General features: G+C 63.2%; 21 protein-coding genes. 5 read left to right on the top strand and 16 right to left on the bottom strand.

The features are described from left to right. Positions 1-83: 83 nt before the first annotated feature. The 3 genes from AX703_RS14165 to AX703_RS14155 all read left to right on the top strand — a co-directional run bounded on the left by AX703_RS14165 (position 84) and on the right by AX703_RS14155 (position 3,037). On the top strand, positions 84-1,136 hold the full coding sequence (locus AX703_RS14165; protein WP_156452066.1) for a hypothetical protein: 1,053 nt from the start codon (positions 84-86) through the stop codon (positions 1,134-1,136). Positions 1,137-1,947: 811 nt separating this feature from the next. Beyond that, positions 1,948-2,634 (top strand): ParA family protein, encoded by a 687-nt coding sequence (locus AX703_RS14160; protein WP_039338275.1) that lies wholly within the window; start codon positions 1,948-1,950, stop codon positions 2,632-2,634. Then, positions 2,627-3,037 carry a hypothetical protein gene (locus AX703_RS14155; protein ID WP_039338273.1) on the top strand — a complete coding sequence of 137 codons (411 nt, stop codon included), beginning with the start codon at positions 2,627-2,629 and terminating at the stop codon, positions 3,035-3,037. Before AX703_RS14160 ends, AX703_RS14155 begins: the two co-directional genes overlap by 8 nt. Positions 3,038-3,117: 80 nt before the next feature. Here AX703_RS14155 and AX703_RS14150 read toward each other — a convergent pair whose 3' ends face one another. Continuing rightward, positions 3,118-3,822, bottom strand: a complete 705-nt coding sequence (locus AX703_RS14150; protein WP_062344950.1) for a replication initiation protein — start codon at positions 3,820-3,822, stop codon at positions 3,118-3,120. A 158-nt stretch (positions 3,823-3,980) separates the two neighbouring features. After that, positions 3,981-5,156, bottom strand: coding sequence for an aminotransferase (locus tag AX703_RS14145; RefSeq protein ID WP_062344966.1), 1,176 nt, complete (start codon positions 5,154-5,156; stop codon positions 3,981-3,983). A 147-nt stretch (positions 5,157-5,303) separates the two neighbouring features. Between AX703_RS14145 and AX703_RS14140 the strand changes: the two genes are divergently transcribed. Continuing rightward, entirely contained in the window at positions 5,304-6,488 is a 1,185-nt protein-coding gene (locus AX703_RS14140) for an acyl-CoA dehydrogenase (RefSeq protein ID WP_062344948.1), read from the top strand. Here AX703_RS14140 and cobA read toward each other — a convergent pair whose 3' ends face one another. The 10 genes from cobA to AX703_RS14090 form a co-directional block, all read right to left on the bottom strand. Then, on the bottom strand, positions 6,489-7,265 hold the full coding sequence (gene cobA, locus AX703_RS14135; RefSeq protein WP_062344946.1) for a uroporphyrinogen-III C-methyltransferase: 777 nt from the start codon (positions 7,263-7,265) through the stop codon (positions 6,489-6,491). After that, entirely contained in the window at positions 7,262-9,772 is a 2,511-nt protein-coding gene (locus tag AX703_RS14130) for a molybdopterin-dependent oxidoreductase (RefSeq protein ID WP_062344944.1), read from the bottom strand. The genes cobA and AX703_RS14130 overlap by 4 nt, the downstream gene beginning before the upstream one ends. After that, the gene (gene nirD / locus AX703_RS14125; protein ID WP_039338533.1) at positions 9,769-10,110 is read right to left on the bottom strand and encodes a nitrite reductase small subunit NirD; all 342 of its coding nucleotides are present in this window, start codon (positions 10,108-10,110) and stop codon (positions 9,769-9,771) included. Before nirD ends, AX703_RS14130 begins: the two co-directional genes overlap by 4 nt. Continuing rightward, on the bottom strand, positions 10,110-12,584 hold the full coding sequence (gene nirB / locus AX703_RS14120) for a nitrite reductase large subunit NirB (RefSeq protein ID WP_156452067.1): 2,475 nt from the start codon (positions 12,582-12,584) through the stop codon (positions 10,110-10,112). The genes nirD and nirB overlap by 1 nt, the downstream gene beginning before the upstream one ends. A gap of 234 nt (positions 12,585-12,818) precedes the next feature. Next, positions 12,819-14,078 (bottom strand): alginate export family protein, encoded by a 1,260-nt coding sequence (locus tag AX703_RS14115; protein ID WP_062344940.1) that lies wholly within the window; start codon positions 14,076-14,078, stop codon positions 12,819-12,821. Between the two features lie 62 nt (positions 14,079-14,140). Beyond that, a complete protein-coding gene (locus AX703_RS14110; protein ID WP_062344938.1) occupies positions 14,141-15,820 on the bottom strand; it encodes an ABC transporter ATP-binding protein in 1,680 nt (559 codons plus the stop codon). 12 nt (positions 15,821-15,832) lie between these two features. Then, the gene (locus AX703_RS14105; RefSeq protein WP_231735542.1) at positions 15,833-16,855 is read right to left on the bottom strand and encodes an ABC transporter permease; all 1,023 of its coding nucleotides are present in this window, start codon (positions 16,853-16,855) and stop codon (positions 15,833-15,835) included. A gap of 16 nt (positions 16,856-16,871) precedes the next feature. After that, positions 16,872-18,278 carry a CmpA/NrtA family ABC transporter substrate-binding protein gene (locus tag AX703_RS14100; RefSeq protein ID WP_062344936.1) on the bottom strand — a complete coding sequence of 469 codons (1,407 nt, stop codon included), beginning with the start codon at positions 18,276-18,278 and terminating at the stop codon, positions 16,872-16,874. Between the two features lie 217 nt (positions 18,279-18,495). Beyond that, complete coding sequence (locus AX703_RS14095) at positions 18,496-19,731, bottom strand: CmpA/NrtA family ABC transporter substrate-binding protein (protein ID WP_062344934.1); 1,236 nt, start codon at positions 19,729-19,731, stop codon at positions 18,496-18,498. Continuing rightward, a complete protein-coding gene (locus AX703_RS14090) occupies positions 19,731-20,309 on the bottom strand; it encodes an ANTAR domain-containing response regulator (protein ID WP_039338523.1) in 579 nt (192 codons plus the stop codon). Before AX703_RS14090 ends, AX703_RS14095 begins: the two co-directional genes overlap by 1 nt. Before the next feature lie 430 nt (positions 20,310-20,739). On the opposite strand from AX703_RS14090, the gene AX703_RS14085 reads away from it, so the two are divergent. Then, positions 20,740-20,991, top strand: coding sequence for a hypothetical protein (locus AX703_RS14085; protein ID WP_082013549.1), 252 nt, complete (start codon positions 20,740-20,742; stop codon positions 20,989-20,991). A gap of 59 nt (positions 20,992-21,050) precedes the next feature. Here AX703_RS14085 and AX703_RS14080 read toward each other — a convergent pair whose 3' ends face one another. The 4 genes from AX703_RS14080 to AX703_RS14065 all read right to left on the bottom strand — a co-directional run bounded on the left by AX703_RS14080 (position 21,051) and on the right by AX703_RS14065 (position 25,033). Beyond that, positions 21,051-22,820: an SLC13 family permease gene (locus AX703_RS14080; RefSeq protein ID WP_039338520.1), complete on the bottom strand. Its 1,770-nt coding sequence runs from the start codon at positions 22,818-22,820 to the stop codon at positions 21,051-21,053. A 44-nt stretch (positions 22,821-22,864) separates the two neighbouring features. Beyond that, a complete protein-coding gene (locus AX703_RS14075; protein WP_062344956.1) occupies positions 22,865-23,395 on the bottom strand; it encodes a hypothetical protein in 531 nt (176 codons plus the stop codon). A 169-nt stretch (positions 23,396-23,564) separates the two neighbouring features. Then, positions 23,565-24,092 carry a cupin domain-containing protein gene (locus AX703_RS14070; RefSeq protein ID WP_062344930.1) on the bottom strand — a complete coding sequence of 176 codons (528 nt, stop codon included), beginning with the start codon at positions 24,090-24,092 and terminating at the stop codon, positions 23,565-23,567. Next, the gene (locus AX703_RS14065; RefSeq protein WP_062344954.1) at positions 24,089-25,033 is read right to left on the bottom strand and encodes a fumarylacetoacetate hydrolase family protein; all 945 of its coding nucleotides are present in this window, start codon (positions 25,031-25,033) and stop codon (positions 24,089-24,091) included. Before AX703_RS14065 ends, AX703_RS14070 begins: the two co-directional genes overlap by 4 nt. Between the last annotated feature and the right edge of the window lie 107 nt (positions 25,034-25,140).

Here is a 25,140-nt window from a genome sequence, read left to right as displayed (position 1 = left end):
ATGGCATTTTATCAGGAGGTTACGTTGATTGACTGCTTCTTTGTCCCGCGACATCGGTTCGACAGCTTCTGGCTCTGCGCAGCTTGCGCAATCTACTTGTTTCGGCGCTGGCCGGTGAAGGCCACGAGTTCACCGAACATCGCTTTCACGCCTGGTTTGCTGGACTTGCGACCCTAAGTGACGAACCCGCATTGGGGAAGCGCGACCCGAGAGCCATCTGTGAGACCATCCTCACAGAATTTGGCCATAGCAGTTGGCAGGAGCTGGCCGATATTGCACCCCGCTTCAAGAGAGCACTGCTCGCCCCTGTTGCCCTTTGGGGGGTTGGGGGTAGTTCAGACACTGACCACATCGACATCCGCACAATTGTTGATGGTGCGCACGGGCTGGTCAACCAGCTGCCGCCCTCCCCACACCCCTTGGCTGATTTGCGTGAGCTCCACGTGTCGCTTGGCGAGAGCTTGCTGTTTGCACCTTCGGAACCTCATTACCAGACCGTTATGCTAGGTCCGAGGAGCGTTACTGTCGAGCGGCATGCCCCCCCCTCCCCCCGTTGGGCGGTCGAAATGGTTTGGGGCGAGCGATGGCAGAGGTCTGGCAATTTGTCCGTGGCCCTCCCCTTCCCCGGACTTATTCGTGCTGATGCTGTGAATACGATCGGATCGATCGATCCCTCGGACCGGTGCGCGGCGCGAGGTATGATTGCCATGGCATTGCGGGACGTCACGCATCGTCTACGGCAGAATATCGTCGATGCAGGAGCGGCGTGTGAACGCATTAAGGCCCTTCAGGCCGGCAGGCGTGCGAGCTCAAGGGCCCCTGCCCTGATAGAGTTGCTGGACGGCTTTGGTCCCTTGCGCTCTTCGCAGATCGAGATTCTCCTGGACGCGACCAGGCTCGGTGTACGCGCCATTCTGAGCGGACTTTTGGACAGCGGCATTGTCGCGCGCACAAAGCTTTCGGGTGTGTGGTTATTCGGGACGACTTTGCCGACGCATCAGCTTTACCCTGTTTCGTGTGACGCAAGCGGAGGTTTTGCTTTTTCCCCGGCTGCGATCGGTGAGTATGATGCTTCCATGGCTGACATCGACAGGCTCCTGGCGCGATACGAGCGTGGTGCAGCCGACACCGATTAGCCAGTCCTGCGGTCGCGCCGGGTGGTTTCTGGTCTGGTCGTCGTTTCGTAGCACGGAGTGGTATTTCGACTCCGGCATGAGAGCCTTGGTATCTATGTAGTTTTGGGGGACGGTGTTTCGCGATCAAGCTTCGAGGGCTTGGCGAGGTTGTAGCCGTTCGTGCACCGTGTGATGGGATTCTTGATGGGCCGGTGCGGCTTTCAGGCCCTAGCGTACTCTTCCACTTCACTCGAGATGCGTTTGTGACAGTTTGCCTGGTCGGTTTGGACTTGGGGGGATTGCCTTAGGCGATGACTGGTTGTTCTTCGCAGGCATAGGCGCATCTTCTAGCTGGAGGTGGTTGCTTGTCGGACGATACCTACGACGTGTCTATTGTCGGCATTTTTCAGCAACTAACTGAAAATAAACGCCTTTTTATGCTTGTAGCACACCTCGCCCCGTGTCACGCTTTGTGCCGCGCATAGTGCCGCGCGGCACATTCTGCACACGCTTGCAAACACAACATCGCATCACCAATTGCAAGCGCGCTTGGTTTGTATCGCGCCTGTATAAGCAATCTAGCGTTGTACGGCACATGCACATGTAAACATGCGTGTAAGCTTGGAATCACACCCACCAGCACGTGGCTCAGCGAGATCACACGCGAGGTCCACATCACGTGTCAATTCGAGTTACACAGTGACCACGCAAGCGAGCGCAAGGTTGCACGCATAACCCAATGCGCATTGCAAAGCAGTCGGTGCCACGCTAATGACATCGAACAGCAGTGCGCCAGTGCAAGCGAGCGCAGGGGCCGGAACGAGAGGCAAGTGTGCCAGTAGTTACAATCGCACAAAGCAAGGGCGGAGCGGGCAAGACGACGTTGGCGCTCGCCCTTGCATCGGAGTTCGACGCACTGGGCGGAACCGTCCACATGTTGGACGCCGATCGCCAGAACAGCCTGATGAACTGGCATCGTGACCGCCAAGCCACGGGCAAGGGGGAGGGGAGCCGAATCGTCGTCGAGGATGCCTCACAGCTGCGCGATGCCGACATCGGCAATGCCATTGCCCAAGCCAGAAGCCTTGCCCAACTGGTTATTGTGGATTCCGAAGGGACTTCGAACTTCAAGACGGCCTATGCCGCGATGGATTCAGACTTCGTCGTCATCCCAACGCGCTCGAGCCGGCTCGATCTCGAACGCACCGTAGAGACAAGCGACATGCTCACGCGCATGTGCCGGGGCGTCCCATTCCGGGTCCTCATCACCCAGACTGGGCAGGTGGCGCGATCCAAGGCGGAATGGGAAATCGATGCCCAGATAGCAAATGCACTACCGACGTTTCCCGAGAAAATGCATATGCTCGATGCATACCGAGCAATGTCAAATTTCCGCCTGACTCTTGCCGAGGTGGAAACTGCGGGTCTGGCCCGCGCCGAGAAGGCAAGGCGTATAGCCCAAGCCATCCTCGCGCAGATCCTGACGGCAATTCAGACGAAGGACAGCAACAATGGCTGACGCTGGACGCGACACACCAAACCCCCTTGGCGACATCATCGGCCAGACCCGCCAGCGTCTTGCGGGCGAAGACCCGGCAAGCTTGCTCAAGTCGCTTGTCGCGGCAACAGCGCCAACACCTGTCGCTACGTCGCCCGCTTCCGTTCACCAACCCGTGCGGCCCCAACCGTCATCGCCAAGCCTGCCTGGCAACTATTTCCCGCAGATTCCGGCCGATTTGAGCGTTACGCCAAAGCGCAAGCCGGTCAGGGGACCTGCGCGAACGCTGCACATCAGCATGCGCCTGTCTCCGCCTGAGCGCGATCGCCTGGTGCGGTGGTGCGACGCACGCAACCTCAGCCTTCCGGACGGAATTGTTGCATTGCTCGATCTGGTCGAAAGCGAGACGCAAGGGGAGGGCTGACACCAGCCGGATGTCTCCTGAAGGGCCTGGGCGTGCCGATCGCACCCCATGGCTGGCGCTTTATGTGAGGGAAGGGGGGGTCAAGCCTTTCCACGGACCCTGACGAAACCGCGGCAGAAGCCTTCGAAGGACTTGTACAATGCCTCGCCTGCAAGTTTCTCCAGTCGAGCCCCCATTTGCTCACGATAAGCCTGCGCCACCAGGTCCTTGTCCCAGCCCCCTCCGAAATCACCCAGGATCGCAAGCAGGCGATTGTCCCCGCAGAAATGCAGCGAACCTTCCGGGAAAAGCTGCCGGTTTGCCCGCGGCAGCGGAGCCTTCCTTGGTTCACGGGACTTTGCAGGGGGAAGGGGAGGTGCCAAGGCTTCCAGAGTCTCGGTTGTCCCTTCGCGTCTGGCACGCCGACCGACCTTAGGCCGGTCAAGCTCACGCGCTGCTTCCTCCTGCGCCGAGGAATCCTTGGGCATGAATGTCATCTTCACCGATTGCACAGGACGGCCACGCCCTGAGCCACGAATCTCCTCCCACTCGACCGTGAAATCGGCAAGCTGATCGATCTCGGCCTTCGACTTTGCCAGGACCTCCCGGCGCAGCTCGGCGAAGTTCTTGAGACTTCCCTCAGGCACGCCGATCCTGCGACGCAACTCCTCGACGCTCATGCGCACCGTGCGATTCTGGCGATTGATGATCAGGCAACCCAGATCATAGATTGTCAGCGAATAGCGTGACTGCAGCGCCAGCATCACGCCCAGGTTCACCCGCGCATAATTATCAGTTTTGCGCATAAGGAGTTGCGCAAGTTATGATATGCTTCATCTGCCGTGCAGAAGCGCTGGCAATGGGGCCTTGCTTCGGTTGCCTTCCTAAGCGAGGGGCGACGTCGCGCTCGTGGCGCCAGAGTCTGGACATTGCTGGACTATCGGCCCTGACCGAGGAAATCGAATTAGCTCGATTTCAATTCCGTCCGCCACCGGCCGAGCCGGTCCACCGCTTCGTCGAGCATCGCGGCGTTCTTGCAATGGCACAGCCTGACGATGTGATCGGGACGTCCTTCCCCTTCCCACAGCGCCGAGATGGGGATCGAGGCAACGCCCGCTTCGCGCACGGCCCTCTCGCTGAACGTCCGGTCGTCCAGCGCAATGCCGGAAGCAGGCAGGTCGATGCAGGTGAACCACGTCGCCACGTTGTCCAACACGCAAAAGCCCTGCTGCTTCAGCCCGGCAATCAGCCGCTCGCGCGTGACAGACCATTGCGCATGGCAGCCTGGTGCAATCGCCGGATCGTCAAGCGCTTCGGCCACGGCCCATTGTAGCATCGGCGGGGTGGTGAAGGTGAGGAACTGATGCGCTCGGCCAACCACCGCGGCCACTTCTGGGGCGCCTACGATCCAGCCAACCTTCCACCCGGTTGCGCCAAAGATCTTGCCCGCTGAGCCGATCTTGACCGCCCGCTGCGCCATCCCCGGCTGCGCCAGCAGCGATGCATGCGCCCGGCCGTCGAAGCGCACGTTTTCCCAAACTTCATCACAGATCGCGAAAAGATCATGCGCAACGCACAGTCCCGCCAGCATGGCGAGGTCGGCTGGCGACGCTACCGTCCCTGTGGGATTGAGCGGATCGTTGAGGACAAGTGCCCGCGTCCGGGGCGTGATCGCCCCGGCGATGGTGGCGGCGTCGAACGCCCACACTGGCGGCTTGAGCGCGACGAACACCGGCTTGCCGCCTGCACGGCGGACCAGCGGCGCATAGGCATCATAGGCAGGCGCGAACAGCAGGACTTCGTCACCCGGCGCAACCACCGCCAGGATGGCCGAAGCCACCGCCTCGGTCGCGCCCGATGTCACCACTACGCTTTCCGGCGTAAGATCGAGACCTTGGATGCGAGCGTAGAAGCCTGCGACAGCCCTTCGCAGTTCGGGCAATCCGGCCATCGGCGGATACTGGTGCGATTGCTCCATCGCGGCGCGGGTCAATGCGCGCAGCAATTCGGCAGGAGGAGGACCATCTGGGAACCCCTGTCCCAGATTGATCGCGCCCAGATCGCGGGCAAGGCCGGACATGTGCTCGAAGATTGTCACCGGCATTTCGGCATAGATCGGGTGCAGGTGCGAGTGCGGCATGGTCATCACTTGCCAACCTAGCCAGCAGCGGGGCCTGCTTGCAATGTTTCCCCACAATCAGATGCGCGTGGCCATTTGGGTGGTTGAAGTGAACTGATTTCAGGTGCAATCACCCGCTGCACAGGGAGCGCATTCGGAGAGCACGCAATGGCAGGCATGGTACCGTTCGATTGGGAAGACGCACTGGGGCTGGACGGCCTGCTTACCGATGATGAACGGATGATCCGCGATGCCGCACGCAGCTTCGCGCAGGATCGCCTTGCCCCCCGCGTGATCGATGCTTTCGCCAACGAGCATACCGACCCTGAAATCTTCCGCGAGATGGGCAGCCAGGGCCTGCTTGGCGTGACGTTGCCCGAGGACTACGGCTGCGCCAACGCCGGTTACGTATCCTACGGCCTTGTCGCACGCGAGGTGGAGCGGATCGATTCCGGTTACCGCTCGATGATGAGCGTGCAGTCCAGCCTCGTGATGTTCCCGATCTTCGAGTACGGATCGGAAGAGCAACGGCGCAAGTATCTGCCCAGGCTGGCCACCGGCGAATGGATCGGCTGCTTCGGCCTGACCGAGCCTGACGCGGGGTCGGACCCGGGCGGGATGCGCACGGTGGCCCGGAAGGTCGATAGCGGTTATGTGCTCAACGGCGCCAAGACCTGGATTTCCAACGCACCGATTGCCGATGTCTTCGTCGTCTGGGCCAAGAGCGAGGCGCATGGCGGCGGCATTCGCGGCTTCGTGCTGGAAAAGGGCATGAAAGGCCTGTCCGCGCCCAAGATCGAGAACAAGGTCAGCCTGCGCGCCTCGATCACGGGCATGATCGTGATGGACGATGTCTTCGTTCCGGACGATGCGTTGCTGCCGCACGTGCAGGGCCTGAAAGGTCCGTTCGGCTGCCTCAACCGCGCGCGCTACGGCATCTCATGGGGCGCACTGGGAGCGGCGGAGTTCTGCTACCACGCGGCGCGGCAATATGGTCTGGATCGTCATCAGTTCGGCCGCCCGCTGGCGGGCACGCAGCTTTACCAGAAGAAGCTCGCCGACATGCTGACCGAAATCACGCTGGGCCTGCACGCCTCACTGCAAGTCGGCCGCCTGATGGACGCCGGCAGGTTCGCGCCCGAAATGATCTCCATCGTCAAGCGCAACAACGTCGGCAAGGCGCTCGACATTGCTCGCATGGCGCGTGACATGCACGGCGGCAACGGCATCTCCGGCGAATATCAGGTGATCCGCCACATGGTGAACCTCGAGACGGTCAACACCTACGAAGGCACGCACGATGTCCACGCGCTGATCCTCGGCCGCGCCATTACCGGGATCGCCGCGTTCTGATCAGGAGTTGACCGTGAACACGGCGCTGCTTGTCGCGGTCACGCCATCGCGCCGCGCCATGGCCTGACCGATCAGCAACAGCGCCGGGCCATCGCCCAGCGCCGTGCGCGCGACAAGCGGCAGCAGATCGAGGCGCGTATGGAACTGGCGCTCCTCCGGAAGGCTCGCCGCCTCGACCAGGGCAACCGGCGTGTCGGCGGGCAGCCCGGCCTCGATCAGCCCGCGTGACACTGCGCCCGCCGACGACTTGCCCATGTAGACGGCCAGCGTCGCATCGGGATCGGCCAGCGATGCCCAATCGAGCGAGAGCGTTTCGCCCGCACGGACATGCGCCGTCACGAAGGTCAGCTTGCGAGCGAGGCCGCGCAGGGTGAGCGAGGCGCCGAGGCTGGCTGCGGCGCCGCTGGCGGCTGTCACGCCGGGACAGATCCGCACCGCCACGCCTGCCGCGCGGCAGGCGTCCAGCTCTTCGGTGGCGCGGCCGAAGATCGCAGGTTCTCCACCCTTTAGACGCACCACGCGATGCCCCGCCAGCGCAGCTTCAACAATCAGGCTGTCGATCGTCTCCTGCGCCTTGGAATGCCGCCCGGAACGCTTGCCAACATGGACCAGCCTTGCACTCGGCGCGGCCAGCGCCAGAACGCCGGGGGCAACCAGCGCATCGTGGAAGATCACACTGGCCGATGCAATCAGCCGCTCCGCCTTGCGGGTCAGCAATTCCGGATCGCCCGGCCCTGCCCCGACCAGCCAGACCATGCCCTGCGGAAAGTCGTTCATTGCGCAGCCTCTTCGCATGTCTCGTTCCATTCGCGCAGCAGCCGGGCAATCGCCGGGCGGCACGAACCGCAATTGGTCCCCGCGCCACACGCCCTGCCCACTTCCGCCACGGTCCGCGCGCCCTGCTCGGCATGGGCAAGAATCTGGTTGGTGCCGATGCCGTGGCAGACGCAGACCACCGGCCCGCGATGCGGCGCAGGAGCGCTGGGCCGCGCGGCCAGCAGTTCGGGAAGGTGCGCGCCACTCGCCCCCAGTTGCGCCGCGATCCAATCACGCGGTGGCAATTGCCCGATGCGGGTGATGAATAGCGCTCCGGCCATCGCGCCGCTGCCATCGACCACGGCGAGACGGCGCATGCCACGCGCCAGATCGACCGCCTCGCTGCGATTGCCTGCGGGCAGCAAGGCATCGGCATCGACAGCGCCGTTGCCAGCGAGCTCATAAAGCCAACCGCCAGCTATCGCGGATCGGCTCCACCAGACAACGCCCTGCGGGCTGACCGGTTCACGGCGGACAAGGAAGCCGCGCCATTCGCTGCCGACCGGCTCGATCCGGCAGGCGTTGTTCTTGAAACCAGGCTGGCCGGACACCGGATCGACCGACTGATCGGGCAGAAGGTTGCCGCGCCCGCCACTCGCCATGGCATCAGTCCAGTGCATCGGCACGAAGACCTGGCCGCGGCCTTGCGCATCGGTCACGCTCGCGCGGAACACCGAACTGCCCGCTGCCGAGACGACGCGGGCAAGCGCGCCATCGGCAATACCTGCCTCAGCGGCATCGGCAGGATGCACCTCGAGCAGCGGTTCGCGCCGGTGCTGGGCAAGCGTGGGCGAAAGGCCGGTGCGGGTCATCGTGTGCCATTGATCGCGGTAACGGCCGGTGTTGAGGCGCAAGGGAAAATCCGGGTCGACCGGGCGGGTGCGGGGCTCGACGGGCACGATCTTCATCTCGCGGCCCTGCAGCGGATGGCGTCCTCCCCAAACGAACGGGTCAAGCGCTTCGTAATCCGCGTCGGAAATCCCGGCATGGGCGGTCAGGTCAAGAACCTTGCCGTGCTTTACCGAAAGCGCGGTCATTGCCGCATATTCGCGGAACACGGCGGCGGCGTTGGTCCAATCGAACCCTGCAAAGCCCATCGTCTTTGCAACGTCGGCGATGATTGCCCAATCCGCCCTTGCCTCTCCCGGCGCAGCAAACAGAGCGCGCTGGCGGCTCACGCGGCGTTCGGAGTTGGTGACGGTGCCGTCCTTCTCGCCCCAGGCCAGCGCGGGCAGGCGGATGTGGGCGAGCCGTGCGGTGTCTGTATCGGCGATCACGTCCGATACGACCAGCGTTTCGCACTTGGCCAGGGCCTCGCGCACGAAACCGGCATCGGGCATCGAAACGGCGGGGTTGGTAGCCATCACCCACAGGAATTTGACGCGGCCATCGTGCACGGCGCGGAACAGGTCCACCGCCTTGAGGCCGGGGGCGCTGCACATGCGCGGGGCCTGCCAGAACGCGGCGACATCGGACAGTTCGCTTTCGGAAAAGCCGAGATGGCAGGCCAGCATATTGGCAAGCCCGCCGACTTCGCGCCCGCCCATGGCGTTGGGCTGTCCGGTCATCGAAAACGGCCCCATGCCCGGCGCGTTGATGCGGCCCATGGCAAGGTGCAGGTTGATGATCGCGTTGCCCTTGTCCGTTCCCGCAATCGACTGGTTCGCGCCCATCGAGAACACGGTGACCATGCGCGGGTGCGTGGCGACGAGATCAGCCAGCGCGGCAAAGGTATCGGGCGAAAGGCCGTGTTCGCCCATCGCCGGGACCGTATCGGCAAGCCCCCGCCGGACCATCTCTGCCAGCAGCGCATTGAACAGCGCCACATCTCCATCTGGCTGGACGGGCACGTGAAGGTCAGCCTGTTCCGCCGTTTCGGTGCGGCGCGGATCGATCACCACGATCTTCGTACCCCGCGCCTCGCGCGCCGCCTCGATCCGCTGCCAGATCACCGGGTGGCACCAAGCCGTGTTCGAGCCGACAAGCAGGATCAGGTCCGCCTCGTCGAGATCATCGTAGGTGACCGGCACTACGTCCTCGCCGAACGCCCGATTGTGCGCGGCGACGGCGCTGGCCATGCACAGGCGCGAATTGGTGTCGATGTTGGCGCTGCCGACAAAGCCCTTCATCAGCTTGTTGGCGGCATAGTAGTCCTCGGTCAGAAGCTGGCCCGAGACATAGAGCGCAACACTGTCCGGACCGTGCTGCTCTATGCAGTCGCGCATCTTGCCGGCAACGAGGTGGAGCGCCTCGTCCCACCCGGCGCGGGCGTTGCCGATCATGGGGTGGAGCAGGCGGCCTTCCAGCCCCACCGTTTCGCCCAGATGCGTGCCCTTCGAGCACAGCTTGCCAAGGTTCGCCGGGTGCTGCGCATCGCCCTGGATGACGACCGCACGCTCTCCCGTCACCTCGGCGCGAATGCCGCAACCGACGCCGCAATAGGCGCACGTGGTGCGAACCGCCCTCAAGCAGCACGCCTCCCGACAACGGCCGAGCGCAAAAGGTACATGCGGCCTGCGTCAACCTTCATCGGGACGGTAGGGACGCACCCATTGTCCTCCCCAAGCGCCTCGCCCGTCTTGAGCGAGATGTTCCAGTTGTGCAGCGGGCATGTGACGACATTGCCGTGAACGATGCCCTGCGAAAGTGGACCCTGCTTGTGCGGGCACTTGTTCACAAGCGCATAGAACTCGTTCTTGAGCGTGCGGAACACCGCAATCTCGTCCGATCCCACGACCGGGAGCGTACGCGCAGTGCCGGGGGTGATCTGGTCTACGTGACCGATGTCGAGCCAGTCTCCGATCATTACAGGGCCTCCAGCTGAAGGGGACGCACCTCGGCAAGGTGCTGGTGCAGGTCCGCGTCCTTGCCGGCCACGCGCTCGGCCCAGGGATCGTCCTGACAGAAGGTCTGGGAATTGCGGAACCGGGCGGCGAGGCGGCGCACGCTGTCGGGATCGTCGAACAACCCCGCCTTCACGTGATCGAGGCCCACCCGTTCGATCCACGGCGCGGTGCGCTCAAGGTAATGCGCCTGTTCGCGATAGAGCTGGATGAAGGCCGAGCAGACGTTCATCGCCTCTGCCTCGGTCGCAACCTTGCACAAGAGGTCAGTGGCGCGGACCTTGATCCCGCCATTGCCGCCGACGTGGAGTTCGTACCCGCTATCGACGCAGACCACGCCGAAGTCCTTGATCGTCGCCTCGGCGCAATTGCGCGGGCAACCGCTGACGGCAATCTTGAACTTGTGGGGCATCCATGAACCCCAGGTCATCCGCTCCAGCTTCACGCCGAGGCCGGTCGAATCCTGCGTGCCGAAGCGGCACCATTCGGACCCGACGCAGGTCTTCACGGTGCGCAAGCTCTTGCCATAGGCGTGGCCCGAAACCATCCCTGCGGCATTGAGGTCGGCCCAGACGGCAGGCAGGTCTTCCTTCCTGATGCCGAAGATGTCGAGCCGCTGGCCGCCGGTCACCTTGACCATTGGCGCGTTGTACTTCTCGACCACATCGGCAATCGCGCGCAGCTCGCGCGGGTTGGTGAGCCCACCCCACATGCGCGGGACGACGGAATAGGTGCCGTCCTTCTGGATATTGGCGTGAAGGCGTTCGTTGACGAAGCGGCTCTTCTGATCGTCCTCGTACTCGCCCGGCCAGGCGCAGAGCAGATAGTAGTTCAAAGCCGGGCGGCATGACGAGCAACCATCAGGCGTGGTCCAGTGCAGTTCCTGCATCACCTGCGGGATGGCCTTGAGGCTCTTGTCGACAATCAGGCGGCGGACGTCGTCGTGGCTAAAGCTGGTGCACTTGCACAACGTCTTCGGACCCGACTGAACTTCACCGCCCAATGTGAGCGCCAGCAGGCTTTCGACCAGACCGGTGCACGATCCGCAGGAGGCCGAAGCCTTGCAGGTGCTGCGCACCGCATCGAGGCTGCAGGCACCGGCATTGACCGTCTCGATCACCTTGCCTTTGGAAACGCCGTTGCAGCCGCAGATTTCTGCGTCGTCCGAAAGAGCTGCAACGGCGGCATTAGGGTCCAGCAGGGCGCCTCCGCTGGCGAAGGCCTGGCCGAAAATCAGCGCCTCCCGGATGTCGGAGATATCCTCGCCCTTCTTCAGCAGGTCGAAGTACCAGTTGCCATCGGCGGTATCGCCATAGAGCACCGCGCCGACGAGCTTATTGTCCCTTACGACAACGCGTTTGTAGAGCCCGCGCGCGGCATCTCGCATGACGATGTCCTCAGCGCCATCCCCGCCCGAAAAGTCGCCGGCCGAAAACAGGTCGATCCCCGAAACCTTGAGCTTGGTCGAGGTGACCGAACCTTCATAGCCAGAAGGATCCGCGCAAGCCGCATCGGCCAGCGCGCGGCACATGTCCCACAAGGGGGCAACCAGACCGTAGCAGGCACCGCGGTGTTGCACGCATTCACCCACCGCCATGATCGCCGGGTCGCTGGTGACCATGTGGTCGTCAACGACAACACCGCGCTCGACTGCGAGGCCTGCCGCCTTGGCAAGGCCGGTGGCCGGGCGGATGCCGACGGCCATGACCACGATGTCGGCAGCAAATTCGCGCCCGTCCTTGAGCCTTACACCGGCCACGTGGCCATCCCGACCGATGATTTCGGCGGTGTCGGCACCGGTCACGATGGTCTGGCCGCGCCGTTCAAGCTCGGTCTTGAGCAAGTAGCCTGCCGCCTCGTCGAGCTGGCGCTCCATCAGCGTCGGCATGAGATGAACGACGGTGACCTTCATGCCGCGAAGCGAAAGGCCATGCGCTGCCTCCAGCCCGAGCAGGCCACCGCCGATCACTACCGCGCAGCCGCCCTTTTCGGCGGCGTTCAGCATCTTGTCGACGTCATCCAGATCGCGGAAAGTGACCACGCCCGCCAGGTCCTTGCCGGGCACGGGGATGATGAACGGATCGGAGCCGGTGGCGATCAGCAGCCGGTCATAGGGTTCGACCCGGCCCGACTTGGCCAGCACCGTCTGCGTTTCTCGGTCGATCGCCACCACCGGATCGCCGGAAACCAGCGTAATGTCGTTGTCGGCGTACCAGTCCTCGCCATTGATGACGATGTCCTCGAACGCCTTTTCGCCCGCGAGCACTGGCGAAAGCATGATGCGGTTGTAATTCACCCGCGGTTCCGCGCCGAAGATCGTCACGTCGAAACGCGCAGGATCGCGGGCAAGGATTTCCTCGACGGCGCGGCACCCGGCCATGCCGTTGCCGATCACCACCAACCGCTCCTTCACGGGCGCGGTCCGGTCCTTTTCCATCAGGGTAGCAGGGGCGTTCACGCAAACGTTCCTTCGCAGACGCGTGAACACAAAAAGCCGCCCGAACGCATCCCGATTGGGAAGGTCTGGGCGGCGACGTTGCCACGCGATGTTGATCTTTCAGGCCTTGCGATTGATCCACCCGACTTTGGGCGGCGCTTGGCCTTCGTTCACTTGGCTAACCGATTCGGGGGCTGCACTGCAAGGGTTATTTTGCAGTGCAGCACGTCACTATCAGAACGCCACCTCGGCCTGCAACCACAGGATCTGGCGATCGACGCCGAACTTGTCGGCGTTGTAGTTGGCGTACTTGACCAGCCAGCCCACCTTCTTCGTCTTGAAGCCAAGGCTGGCATCCCATTCCGTGCCGAATTTCACGTTGCCCACATCGCTGCGGAATTCGTGATAGGTGACGTTCGCGTTGAGGCCCTGCACCGCCTTCACCTTCGGGAAGACCTTGGCCAACGTGACGTAATAGTCCTCAATCCCATTGCCGGGCGTGGTCAGGAACAGGTCGGCCCAGCCGTTGAACTTGTGCAGCGTTGCCAGCGGCGTCTGGAACGACTTGCCCGCAGCCTTGTCCGCGCCCAGCTTTTCATAGCCGCCGGTCAGGGTGAAGCCCTGATACGCCAAGCCAAGCTCGCCCACCACGAAATCTGCCTCGTAGTTCACCGGGTTGCGGCCGATGTCCATCTGCCGCGCATAGCTGGCCAGCACATTGAGCTTCACCGCCTTCGACAGCGGGATGCTGCCCGACACGCGCCCGCCATAGGTCTGCGAGGAATTTGCGAACGCGAAGGCCTCGTCATAGTCGATGATGTAGGAAAAGCCCTTCACCTGCAGGGGACCAGCCTTTACCGCAGCCTGCACGAAGACGAAGTCCCCGTCCATCGCGCGGCGCGGCCCGGCTTCCGATCCGAAGATCGAATCCTGCTGGATCGCATAAGTGGCATCAATGCTGACAGGCCCGACCGTCGCTTCGGCGCGCACTGCATCGAAGGTCTGCTCGTTCTGACGCCAGCCGACCGAGCCAACGAAGCGCTGATCGTCAAGGTTGATCCGCTGCCGCCCGACGGTCAGGGCGAAGTCCTCCACCTTGTACATGATCTGCGCGCGGTTGAGGTCGATGCTCTCGCCATCGGCGACCACTGCGTACTGTGGGCGGCGCTGCGAGCTGCCGGGCAGCGCGAAGGGAAAGGCGTTGTAGTCGTTGACGAGGCCCAACGTGCCTTCGGCCTCGACCAGCACCGAGAGGTGCGACGGCGCGTGCTTCAGTTCAACGCCTGTGCGCAGCCGCACGGTCAGCGCATCGGCATCGACCGTTGGCTGGTCCACGCCTTCATAGCGAATGCGCGCATCGATGATCGGATCGAGCGTCAGCCCCTCCCCAGCCGGTATGGGATCGCCAAACGCAGGCTTGCCAGCGGCAAACGCCGGATGTGCGAACGCGATCGACGACGCGAGCAGCGTCGCCGTGATTACAGTCTTTTTCATGTTTCCCTCCTGAACCCCTCAAAGAAGGCCGTTCAGGCATCCCCTCAATTTCAAGTCACCGCTCAGGCGGCGTGGGCCTTCGGCCCGTGATCGTATTCGGCCAGGAAGCGCAGGACTTCCTGACGGTAGGCGTAGAAATCCGGGTGCTTGAGCAGCGTCTTGCGATCGCGCGGGCGCGGCAGGTCAACCTTCAACACCTTGCCGATGGTGGCATTGGGGCCGTTGGTCATCATCACCACGCGGTCAGCCAGCAGGATCGCCTCGTCAACGTCATGCGTCACCATGATCGCGGTCACCTTGGTGCGGTTCCAAACCTCGACCAGCACGTCCTGCAAGTCCCAGCGCGTCAGGCTGTCGAGCATGCCGAAGGGCTCGTCCAACAGCAGCAGGCGCGGGGAGAGCGCGAAGGCGCGGGCGATGCCGACACGCTGGCGCATGCCGTTCGACATTTCCGCCGCCATCTTGTCCTTGGCATCGGCCAGGCCCACGCGGTCGAGGTAATAATCGATGATCTCGCGCCGTTCCGATCGGGTCGCGTGCGGATAGACCCGCTCCACCCCCAGTGCCACATTCTGCCGCGCGGTCAGCCACGGCATCAGGCTGGGCGCCTGGAACACCACCGCCTTGTCCGGTCCCGCCACGTCGATCTCGCGGTTGTCGAGGATGATGCCGCCCTTGCTGATCTCGTTGAGGCCTGCCGCCATCGTCAGCACGGTAGACTTGCCGCAACCCGAATGGCCGATCAGCGAGATGAACTCGCCCTTGTCCATCATCAGGTTGAAATCCTCGACCACGGTCAGCGGACCCGTAGGCGTGGGGTAGACTTTGTGGAGCTTCCAGAACTCCATGTAGCGCCGCGTCGCGCCCTTCCTCGCCGCGTCCTGATAAGCCTTGGGCGGAGGCGCCAGATCGAGCGGGGTGACGTTGGGCAAATGCCCGAAATCGCTGCCCTGCGCCGCTTTCTCGCCGGCCAGCTCGCCAAGGTAATTGACGATCTCGGTGCGCAGCTTCTGGAATTCGACGCTGTCGTTCACCGCCTCGCGATCGCGTGGTCGCGGCAGGGTCACCGGAAATATCCGGCCGATCCTTGCCGCCGGAGCAGGCGTCAGCACCGCCACCCGGTCTGCCAGCAGCAGCGCCTCGTCCACGTCGTTGGTGACAAGGATGATCGTGCGCTTCTCTTCCTCGCGAATGCGGTCGATCTCGTCTTGCAGCTTGGCGCGGGTCAGGGCGTCGAGGGCCGAAAGCGGCTCGTCCAGCAGCAGGATCTCGGGCTCCATTGCCAGCGCGCGCGCCACCGAAACCCGTTGACGCATCCCGCCGGAAAGCTGCGCGGGCTTGCGCTCCATCGCGTGGCCCAGGCCAACGAGTTCGACCTTCTGGCGGACCAGCGCGGCGCGCGCTTCCCTGGTGCGATCCTTGTGAACCGAGTCCACCGCCAGCGCCACATTCTGTTCGACCGTCAGCCACGGGAACAGCGAGTAGGACTGGAACACCAGCCCGCGATCCTTGTCGGGCCCGTCAATCGCCTTGCCGCGCAGCAGGATCTCTCCGGCATCGGGTTCGACCAGACCGGCGATGGCCGAGATCAGCGTGGTCTTGCCCGCTCCGGAGAAGCCGAGGATCGCGATGAATTCGCCTTCCTCGACATCAAGGTCGATGCCGCCCAGGACTTCGGTCACGCCACCGGACTTGCCCTCGTAGGACTTGCGGAGATCTTTCAGGGAAAGGATCGTAGCCATCGGACAAGCTCCTCAGACGGTGCGGTTGCGGCTGACGAAGGACTGCAGCGCCATCATCACCCGGTCGAGGCCGAAGCCGATCAGGCCAATCACCACCACGGCAACCATGATGCGAGCGAGCGACTTTTCCGAACCATTCTGGAATTCGTCCCACACGAACTTGCCCAGCCCCGGGTTCTGCGCGAGCATTTCCGCGGCGATCAGCACCATCCAGCCGGTGCCGAGCGAAAGGCGCATGCCCGTGAAGATATAGGGCAGCGAGGAAGGCAGGACGAGTCGGGTCAACTTGGCGAACCAGCCAAGGCGCAGCACGCGGCCCACCGCGATCAAGTCCTTGTCGATGCTGGCCGTGCCGATCGCGGTGTTAATCAGCGTCGGCCAGAGCGAGCAGAGCATAACGACAACGGCAGAGATCACGAAGCTCTTGGGCAGGGTCGGATCATCGCTGCTGACCGAGGCGGAAACCACCATCGTCACGATCGGCAGCCAGGCCAGCGGGCTGACCGGGCGCATCACCTGCACCAGCGGATTGATCGCGGCATTGACCCGCTTCGACATGCCGGCAACCAGGCCGAGCGGCACCGCGAATATTGTCGCCAGCAGAAAGCCTGCCGCCACCGTCTCGAGGCTGGTGAAGATCTGGTCGATGAAGGTTGGCGGGCCGGTGTAGGCGTACCCTGCGGCCACCGCTTCGGCTGCGGCAACGCGCGAGGCATCGGCTTCGTCCAGCAGGCCTCCAAAGGCTGACCAGACATCGCCCGGCCCAGGGAGCGTACCGAGCGATGTCTGTACCAGCGGCGCCAGCAGCGCCCACAGCGCCAGGAACCCGCCGATCCCTGCCAGCGGTGGCCAGAGCGCGTCGAACGCGGCGCGGCCCGTGGGCAGCTTGATGCCGAACGGCAGCGCTCTTTCGGGTTTCGCAGCGTTCTCCGCGTTCGTCTCCGCCTCTGTTTCGGGGAGGAGGGACCCGCCCCCCGCCATGACGTCCGCTTCGGTGCCGACGAATTCGTCCTTGCGCAATGCAACCGCGTTCATCGTAATCGCTCCTGTCTTACTTCACGCCTGCCGGTGTCACCTTCTGGCCGGCCTTCAGACCGATCGAGAAGCTGGCGACATAGGCAGCGGGTTTCTTGGCATCGAAGGGCACGCCGTCGATCGCCTTGCGGGCATAGACGCGAAAGCCGTCGGTGGCGGGGAACTGGCCGGCACTGGCCTTGCCATCGGCGACGAGTGACTTGGCCGCTTCCTCATAGATGTCCGGACGATAGACCGACTTGACCGTGTCGATATACCACTGATCACCCTTGTCCTCGGCGATCTGCCCCCAGCGACGCATCTGCGTGAGGTACCAGATGCCGTCCGAATAGAACGGGTAGCTGGCCTGTTGATCGAAGAAGAGGTTGAATTCGGGCGTATCTCGGGTGTCGCCTGCGCCGAAGGTGAACTTGCCGGTCATCGACGCCATCAGGACCTTCTCGTCGGCGCCGACGTACTTCGGACTGGCGAGCATCTTGACCGCTTCGGGCCGGTTCTTGCCGCCTTCGGCATCAAGCCACATCGAAGCGCGGATCAGCGCGCGGGTCAGCGCCTTGACCGTGTTGGGATTCTTCTTCGCGAAGTCTGCCGTCAGGCCGAAAACCTTGTCGCCCGTGGTGCCCGCAATATCGGGATCGACGATGATCGGCACGCCGATCTTCTTGGCAACCGAGGCTTGGTTCCACGGCTCGCCCACCGAATAGCCGTTGATCGTGCCGGCTTCCATCGTGGCGGGCATCTGTGGCGGCGGGGTGACCGAAAGCTGCACGTCGGCTCCTGTCACGCCAGCGGTATCGCCCGGCAGGTAGAAGCCGGGGTTCAGACCGCCTGCCGCCAGCCAGTAGCGCAGGATGTAGTTGTGGGTCGAGACCGGGAAGACCATGCCCATCTTGAAAGGCTTGCCCTCGGCCTTGAACTTGGCAACGACCGGGGCGAGCGCCGAGGCCGAGATCGGCATCTGCACCTTGCCATCCGGCCCCTTGGGCAGGCTGGGCGCGATCATGTCCCACACCTGGTTGGAAACCGTCACGCCCTTGCCATTGATGTCCAGTGAGAACGGCGTGACCAGCGGCACCTTGCTGCCGATCCCCGCGCCCGAGGCCAGCACCTGTCCAGCCAGCATGTGTGCGCCATCCAGCTGCCCGCCGGTCACCCCATCGAGCAGGACCTTCCAGTTCGCCTGGGGCTCGAGCGTCACGGTCAGCCCTTCCTCACGGAAGAAGCCTTTCTCTTGGGCCACGACCAGAGGGGCGATGTCAGTCAGCTTGATGAAGCCGAGCTTCAGCACCGGCTTCTCAATGCCATTGGCCGAAGCAGCAGGCTTTTCTGGCGCATCCCCGCCTTTGCCGCAGCTTGCCACGGCCACGCCCGCCAGCAATGCCGCAATCATGCCCCGCCGATTGAAACCGCCCAGTCCGACCATACTCGACCACCCCTCGAATGCGGCGTGGCAAACACAAAAAAGCCGCCCGAACGCATCCCGATGAGGGAGGTCTGGGCGGCGACGTTGCCACGCGATGTAAACCTGAGACCTTCCGGATCACCGCCGCCCGTCCTTGGGTGGCACCGTGTCGGCCTGAATGCAAAGCTATGTGATTCGCCTGCTATTCGGCAAGCTTTTTTTGCACCGCAGCGAAACTTTAGCTCCGACGCTGACTTTCGATGTAGGATTCGAGCAGTTCGGGATCGAACGGCCGACAATCAAAGAAACTGTTGTTTTCCAATGTTATGACGCCCTGCTGCATGCTGACTGAAGTGGGCTTGTGCAGGCTGCCTTCGACCTTGGAACTGGCCCCCGGCAAGGGTTCGCCGGTGCCCAATAGTGCGCTGCGATAAACATCCGGGCGGAATACGCGCGCCGCCTTGGCCGCGTCAGCCGGATCGAAGGTCAGTCCATCCCACCGCACCATCTGGCTGTAGAGCCATTCGGCCTGGCTCACCCACGGGAAGTTCGCTGCCTCGCGATGCTGGAACATGAAGTCGGGGTAGTGCAGCACCTGCCCCCCTTGCGCAAGGAGCAGCCGATCGGAGATCGCGCGGCCGATCAGCGTGGCATCGCCATCGAGGTACTTGGGCCGTGCCAGAATCGCCGCATTGGCTTCAAGGTTCGCCGGATCCACGAAGTGCTCGCCCGCCCTGCGCAAGGCTCGTACCAGTGCCTCCGCCTGGCCACGGCGCTCCTCCATGACCCGCTCACGGAAAGCCAGAACCTTCTCCACACCGCGCCGCCAGATCTGCGCCGTGACCAGCACGATCTCGCCGGCGCCGCGTTCCACGGCGACGCTGTTCCATGGCTCGCCCACGCAGATCGCGTCGACCTCGCCATGCTCCAGCGCGTCCGCGCAGAACGGGGGGGCGACGGTGGTGATTTCAACATCCAAGTCGGGCTGTACACCGCAGGCCGCCAGCCAGTACCGTAGCATGTAATTGTGGCTGGAATAGCGGTGCACCACGCCAAAACGCAGCTTGCGCCCCGCCGCCTCGACATGCGCTTTCAATGCCGCGCCCACGGTTGCCGGGTCACCCAATCCTCCGCCGGGGTTCACTGCTTTGGCAAGATCGGGCCGCATCGTGATGGCGTTGCCGTTCAGCCCCAGCACGAAGGGCACCGACAGCGGCTGCGCCGGCCGGCCCCGTCCGAGCGTGGTGGCGATTGCCAGCGGGGCGACCATGTGCGCAGCATCGCTGTGGCCATAGAGCAGCCGGTCGAGCACCGTGGCCCAGCTCATGTCCCGCACCAGGCGTAGCGACAGGCCTTCCTCCTCGGCAAAGCCATGCTCGCGCGCAAGGATCGGCAGGCACGCGTCCACCAGCGGCAGGAAGCCGATGGTCAGTTCGCCCGATGCGGCTTCCTCCGATGCGGCTTCGCCTGCCATCACTTCCCTCCCATCAGCTGGTGCGCCGTGACCACGGCTTCGGCAATGTCGGCAATGCGCTTGCCCTGGTTCATCGCCGTCTTGCGCAACTCGCTATAGGCCTGCGGTTCGGAAAAGCCGCGGCTGTCCATCAGGATGCGCTTGGCCTTGTCGACCAGTTCGCGTTCGGCCAGCTTGCCCTTGGCTTCGGCAAGGTCAGCCTCCAGCCGCGCGAAGGCGTTGAAGCGGCGCACGGCAAGATCTAGGATCGGCCTGATGCGGTGCGCCGAAAGGCCGTCAACGACATAGGACGAAACCCCGGCATCGACCGAGGCAGCGATCGATTCCTCGTCGCTTTCATCGACAAACATCGCGATTGGGCGGCCAAGCACCCGGCTGACGGCGAAGTATTCCTCCAGCACGTCGCGCGAGGGGTTTCCAAGGTCCATCAGCACGATGTCGGGCGCGATCTCGCCGATGCTGGCTACCAGCCCTCGCCTTTCGGTGACCACGAAGATCTCGCAGTCTTCCAGCGTCGCAAGCCCTTCGCGGATCACCGCGGCACGGCTGGCGCTTTCATCGACGATGGCAATCCGCATGGGCACGCCTAGTGCGCGGAGGACAGTCGAGTTTCAAGGCATTTCTGGAACGGCGTGAACCTCGTCCGCGCAAGGCCGATCTCCGAATCGAGCGCGGACACACCGTGCATGATCGCTCTGAAGGTTCCTCAGATGCACCCTTGCGGGCTATGTCTTTTGACACGATCCGTCGCCTATGTTGCACCGCACAACGCTGGAGGAATGCCGACGCGAACCCACGGCGCGACGAGGTGAAAGGTTCGTAAAAACAATTAATTAGGCATTAATCGCCAAGGCTCGACCGTTCCCTCGCCCCATGCAGAAACGCTGCCAGGGCGAGCGAGAGTCATCACTACAGGACACGCATCGTCCGGTTGCCGCAAGTGTCGCGGCCGCCGTCGGCTCTCGCTGTCCCAAGTCCACGCAAAGACGGAAGTCCAAGGAGGTCGACATGCGAAAGACCGGAACGATATCCACGATCCTGACCGCTGGCGCAGGAGCATTGCTGCTGGCGGCGCCGGCATTTGCCGGCACACGGCCAGACAATGGCAAGGCTTACGCCAGCACCGCCGCCAAGCCGCAATTGAGAACCGACGTCGGCCCGAAAAAGGGTTTCCCCGACACGCCCGGCCTCTCCCGCGCCCGTGACCGGGCAAGCGAGAATGCTGCCTTCAATCGCTACAAGAGCGGAGGCGCTGCCTGAACACCACCAACCGAAGCAGAAAAGAGGCCCCCGCCCGGTCCGGCGGGGGCCTTATCGAGCTATAATGGCCAGAACCACAGGATCAGCGGCGTGCCGATCAGCACCACCAGCAGCGATAGGGGCGCGCCAAGCCGGGCATAATCGCCAAACCGGTATCCCCCTGGCCCCAGCACAAGCGTATTGCACTGGTGTCCGATGGGCGTGAGAAAATCACAGCCCGCGCCGACCGCAGTCGCGATCAGGAAGGCCTCGGGGCGGTAATGGAGCTGCTGGGCGAATACCCCGGCAATCGGGGCCATGACCAGCACGGTCGCCGCGTTGTTGAGGAACGGGGTCACCGCCATGGCTGCGACAAGGATCAGCGCAACCGCCCCCCATGCAGGAAGCTTCACGGCGAAATCGGCAAGCAACGTAGCGATAACGTCGGAGGCCCCGGTCGTCTGCAATGACGCGCTGACGGGAATCAATGCGGCCAGCATGATGAGGATCGGCCATTCGATGGCCTTGTACGCCTCATCCGCAGGAAGCGCGCCGGTGATCACGGTCAGCCCCGCAGCGGCAAAGAACGCCAATGCAGCGGGCATGAAGCCGGTCCCCGCTGCCACCATCGCGGCGGCCAGGATCGCGAGTGACAACCACCGGGTCCGCTTCGAGCCCAGCCCGATCTTGCGTTCGGCCAGCGGCAGCGCCCCCATTTCGGCAAGCCGCGCCGGCAGGGTATCGAGCGGGCCTTGCAGAACGATCACATCGCCTGCCTGCAGCACCGTGTTGCCGGGCTTGTTGGCGATCGTCTCGCCCTCGCGCGAAATGGCAAGAAGGTTGATGCCAAGCCGCTCGCGCATCTGCAAACGCCCGGCAGTGCGCCCGATCAGCCCGGAATCGGCATGTACCACGGCTTCGATAACGCCGATACCGTCGGGCTTGTGGCCACTGCCATCTTCGTCGTCACCTGCCAGCGCCAGCCGGTCGGCGCCGATGACCTGTTCGAGCAGGTTGGGCTCGCCGCTCAGGATCAGGACATCGCCTTCGCCGATATGGGTTTCCGGCGTAACCTCGCCGCGCATGTCGCCGCGCAGCAGGCCTGCAACCTCCACCTCGCCCTCATGCCGTTCGACAAACTCGGCAACGCTCAAGCCTGCGATGGGCGATCCCGTCGTCACGGTAGCCTCGATCACATAGGCAGAGATGTTGATCGCTTCGGACATGCCCTGTGCTGCATGCCGATCGGTGGGCAGCAGGCGCCAGCCCACCGAAAGGAACACCAGGCCGACCGCCAGCAACGCCAGGCCCGTTGGCAAGTAGTCGAACATGCGAAACGGCTCGCCCGTCATCTCCTCGCGCACGCGGCTGACGATGATGTTTGGCGAGGTGCCGATAAGAGTGGTCAGCCCGCCCAGAAGCGACGCAAACGCCATCGGCATGAGATAGAGCGACGGCGATGCCTTGTTGCGACGCGCCATCTGCACGGCTCCCGGCATCAGCATGGCCAGCGCACCGACGTTTTTAATAAAGCCCGATGACAGTCCCACCGCCGCCGAAAGCACCAGCATTTGCCGCTGCGGCTTGCGGATGCGCTGGGCCAGGGATTGCAGCAACCGCTCGATCATGCCCGATCGTTGTACTGCGGCGGAAAGAACCAGCGCCGAGCCGACGATCACCACGATGTCATCGGAAAAACCGGTGAACGCGGCATCGGGCGAGACCACGCCGATCGCCACAGCGAACAACAGCGCGATGACGGCGGTCACGTCGTATCGGAAGCGCCCCCACAAAAACAGGGCCATCATCCCGCCAAGGGTGGCCAGTGAAAGCCATTGGGGCTGCGTCATTGCAGCACCTAACGCTTAACCGATATTCAGGTTCCGGCTCGGGCCTAGAACCGCAGTTCGCCCTGCACCGCCACGCCGCGCCGCGGGGCCTGCACAGGGCGGACTTGCAGCAGCAGGCAACGCGCTTTCCCCTGCAGGACATAGACCGCGTGGCGCTGTCCGCCGCGATTTTCGTGGTCGATGGCATAGCCCTTGTAATAGCGGCGCAGCAGGCCCGCCCCGACGAGTTCCGAAACCGCGCGGCTGAGGTTGCTCTTGCCCGAAGCCCGCACACGCGCGCGGACTTCATCCTCGATCACTTGCGCCGCTTCTCCCGGGTCTTCGGGCATGCGGCCTTCAAGGATCAGGTCAGAGCGTACCCGTTCGGTCAGGGCCACACGACGAGGATCGCGCCCGCCCATCGGGGCAAGGCTGTCGCACAGCCAGTCCCGCAAGGTGAAGGCCTGCCTCCCGCGCCGGACGAATGGCCCCGCCTCACCCTTCTCGTCGGCAACCTCGGCGATCAGGCTCAGCACCATGAACGCATAGCGCGGCCTGGAACTCGCCTGCGAAAGGCAGTTCAGCAAGGAGGACATCGCGCCATGGGAAGACGGGCCGGAAAGAATGGCAGTCTGGAACATTCAGGGATTCAACAAAGCACATAAGGTGACTCCTGTGAATCCCCGGCGAGTCGGGGCGACGTTGAAATCCAACTTTTGTCCCCTGTGACACTTTGCCCGAAGGCAAAGTGTCACAAGCTAACCTTTAATGACCGGCGGTGACGTCTTCTGGCTTGCTTTCGCTCAGCGCGGTTCCGTTATGCACATAGGCCGGTGCTTCGATCAGAATGAACGCGATCCGGCAGATCTCATCAGTGGTGTTCCGCCACAGATGGACAGTGCCACGCTGGACGATGACCCCGCCTTCTCGGATGGTCTTCTTCACACCATTTTCCAGCTCCAGCTCCACTTCGCCCTTCATGACGATCCCATAGTCAATGGAATTGGTGCGGTGCATCGGACTTTCCTGGTGCGGCAGCATGTCGCAGATGCGGATGACCGACCCGCCGTTTAGCGTAAGGCCGGTCTCGCGATCCCGGCCATCGGTCTCGTCGTTGTTGTCTGCCGGAACCGTGGCTGTCGACCAGATGGTCAGCATGGCAGCGTCGCCCGTAGGAATCAGCTCCAGGGGCGTGACATCCTCGGACTTGAATATCGCGCGACCATCGCTGTCATGGCCGGTCACCACCCGCTGGACTGGGGGCAAACCGAAATCATAGACTTTCTTGGTCATACTCTCGTCACCTTCTGCTCGAGCTCGCCAAATGGCATCCGCCCGTATTCGTCAATTGCCGCCATGCGAACCCTGTCGCCAAACGTCATGAATGCCGTCTTGGGTTCACCCAAATCGATGACCTCGATGCCGCGACGTTCGGCAATGCAGGAAGACCCCACCTCCCGGAAGTTGGCATTCGAGACGGTACCAGAGCCGATGACGGTGCCAGCAACGAGATTGCGGGTCCGCGCAGCGTGGGCAACCAGTTCGTGGAAGCCATAGCCCATCGGCTCGCCGTTCGCCGCTCCGAACCGCTTGCCGTTCCAGTCGACGTTGAGGGTCAGGCAGACCCTTCCGTCACGCCAGGCCCCGCCAAGTTCGTCCGGCGTCACTGCGAATGGCGCCATGCCGCACGGTGGCTTTGCCTGGATCCATCCGAAACCGGTCTTCATCTCGGGACCGGCCAGAGTGCGCAATGACCAGTCATTGATCTGCACGATTAGCCGGATGTACTTGAACGCATCCTGCGCGCTCGTCCCCATGGGTACGGCGTCGAGGATGACGCCGAATTCACCCTCGAAATCGATGCCGAGGGACTCATCGTTGAATAGGATATCGTCGTAGGGGCCATAGAACTTGTCAGACAGGCCCTGATACATCAACGGCTTGTCAGTCTTCGGCTTGGTGATGCCCAGAACGGCGTCCATCAGGTCGCCGTGGCTCTGGAAAGCTGAACCGTCGAGCCATTGCCACGCCCTGGGCAGCGGCGCAGCCAGTGCAGACTTCTCAAGTTCGTGGGGGAAGTCGTCGATCGCTGCCAGCAGCGGCATGGCATAATCCCAGTCCTCCAAAGCACTTTGCAGGGTTTCCAACGGCCCGGGAGCGTAGCGCAAACCGTCGGGTGATATGACGACAAGTCGCCCGTCTTTCGATCCATCCTGCAACGTTGCCAACCGCATCGGCATTCCTTCCCCATCTTCGTTCAGAGCGACGTCTATTTTGTCGGAAATCCCGAAGCAAAGGCGTTGGATCGATATGATGGCATCGAAAGAATGCGATGGTGTGG

The sequence above is a fragment of the Novosphingobium sp. CCH12-A3 genome, assembly GCF_001556015.1.
Classification (GTDB): domain Bacteria; phylum Pseudomonadota; class Alphaproteobacteria; order Sphingomonadales; family Sphingomonadaceae; genus Novosphingobium; species Novosphingobium subterraneum.
Note: the sequence above shows the minus strand (reverse complement) of the source record. Positions and strands in the feature narration are given on the sequence as shown.

What these genes read in the sequence shown, in the direction of transcription:
- AX703_RS14155 (WP_039338273.1), top strand. Translation starts at nt 2,627, where the DNA reads ATGGCTGACGCTGGACGCGACACACCAAACCCCCTTGGCGACATCATC.
- AX703_RS14150 (WP_062344950.1), bottom strand. Translation starts at nt 3,822, where the DNA reads ATGCGCAAAACTGATAATTATGCGCGGGTGAACCTGGGCGTGATGCTG.
- AX703_RS14145 (WP_062344966.1), bottom strand. Translation starts at nt 5,156, where the DNA reads ATGCCGCACTCGCACCTGCACCCGATCTATGCCGAAATGCCGGTGACA.
- AX703_RS14140 (WP_062344948.1), top strand. Translation starts at nt 5,304, where the DNA reads ATGGCAGGCATGGTACCGTTCGATTGGGAAGACGCACTGGGGCTGGAC.
- cobA (WP_062344946.1), bottom strand. Translation starts at nt 7,265, where the DNA reads ATGAACGACTTTCCGCAGGGCATGGTCTGGCTGGTCGGGGCAGGGCCG.
- nirD (WP_039338533.1), bottom strand. Translation starts at nt 10,110, where the DNA reads ATGATCGGAGACTGGCTCGACATCGGTCACGTAGACCAGATCACCCCC.
- nirB (WP_156452067.1), bottom strand. Translation starts at nt 12,584, where the DNA reads ATGGAAAAGGACCGGACCGCGCCCGTGAAGGAGCGGTTGGTGGTGATC.
- AX703_RS14115 (WP_062344940.1), bottom strand. Translation starts at nt 14,078, where the DNA reads ATGAAAAAGACTGTAATCACGGCGACGCTGCTCGCGTCGTCGATCGCG.
- AX703_RS14110 (WP_062344938.1), bottom strand. Translation starts at nt 15,820, where the DNA reads ATGGCTACGATCCTTTCCCTGAAAGATCTCCGCAAGTCCTACGAGGGC.
- AX703_RS14105 (WP_231735542.1), bottom strand. Translation starts at nt 16,855, where the DNA reads ATGAACGCGGTTGCATTGCGCAAGGACGAATTCGTCGGCACCGAAGCG.
- AX703_RS14100 (WP_062344936.1), bottom strand. Translation starts at nt 18,278, where the DNA reads ATGGTCGGACTGGGCGGTTTCAATCGGCGGGGCATGATTGCGGCATTG.
- AX703_RS14095 (WP_062344934.1), bottom strand. Translation starts at nt 19,731, where the DNA reads ATGGCAGGCGAAGCCGCATCGGAGGAAGCCGCATCGGGCGAACTGACC.
- AX703_RS14090 (WP_039338523.1), bottom strand. Translation starts at nt 20,309, where the DNA reads ATGCGGATTGCCATCGTCGATGAAAGCGCCAGCCGTGCCGCGGTGATC.
- AX703_RS14085 (WP_082013549.1), top strand. Translation starts at nt 20,740, where the DNA reads ATGCGAAAGACCGGAACGATATCCACGATCCTGACCGCTGGCGCAGGA.
- AX703_RS14080 (WP_039338520.1), bottom strand. Translation starts at nt 22,820, where the DNA reads ATGACGCAGCCCCAATGGCTTTCACTGGCCACCCTTGGCGGGATGATG.
- AX703_RS14075 (WP_062344956.1), bottom strand. Translation starts at nt 23,395, where the DNA reads ATGTCCTCCTTGCTGAACTGCCTTTCGCAGGCGAGTTCCAGGCCGCGC.
- AX703_RS14070 (WP_062344930.1), bottom strand. Translation starts at nt 24,092, where the DNA reads ATGACCAAGAAAGTCTATGATTTCGGTTTGCCCCCAGTCCAGCGGGTG.
- AX703_RS14065 (WP_062344954.1), bottom strand. Translation starts at nt 25,033, where the DNA reads ATGCGGTTGGCAACGTTGCAGGATGGATCGAAAGACGGGCGACTTGTC.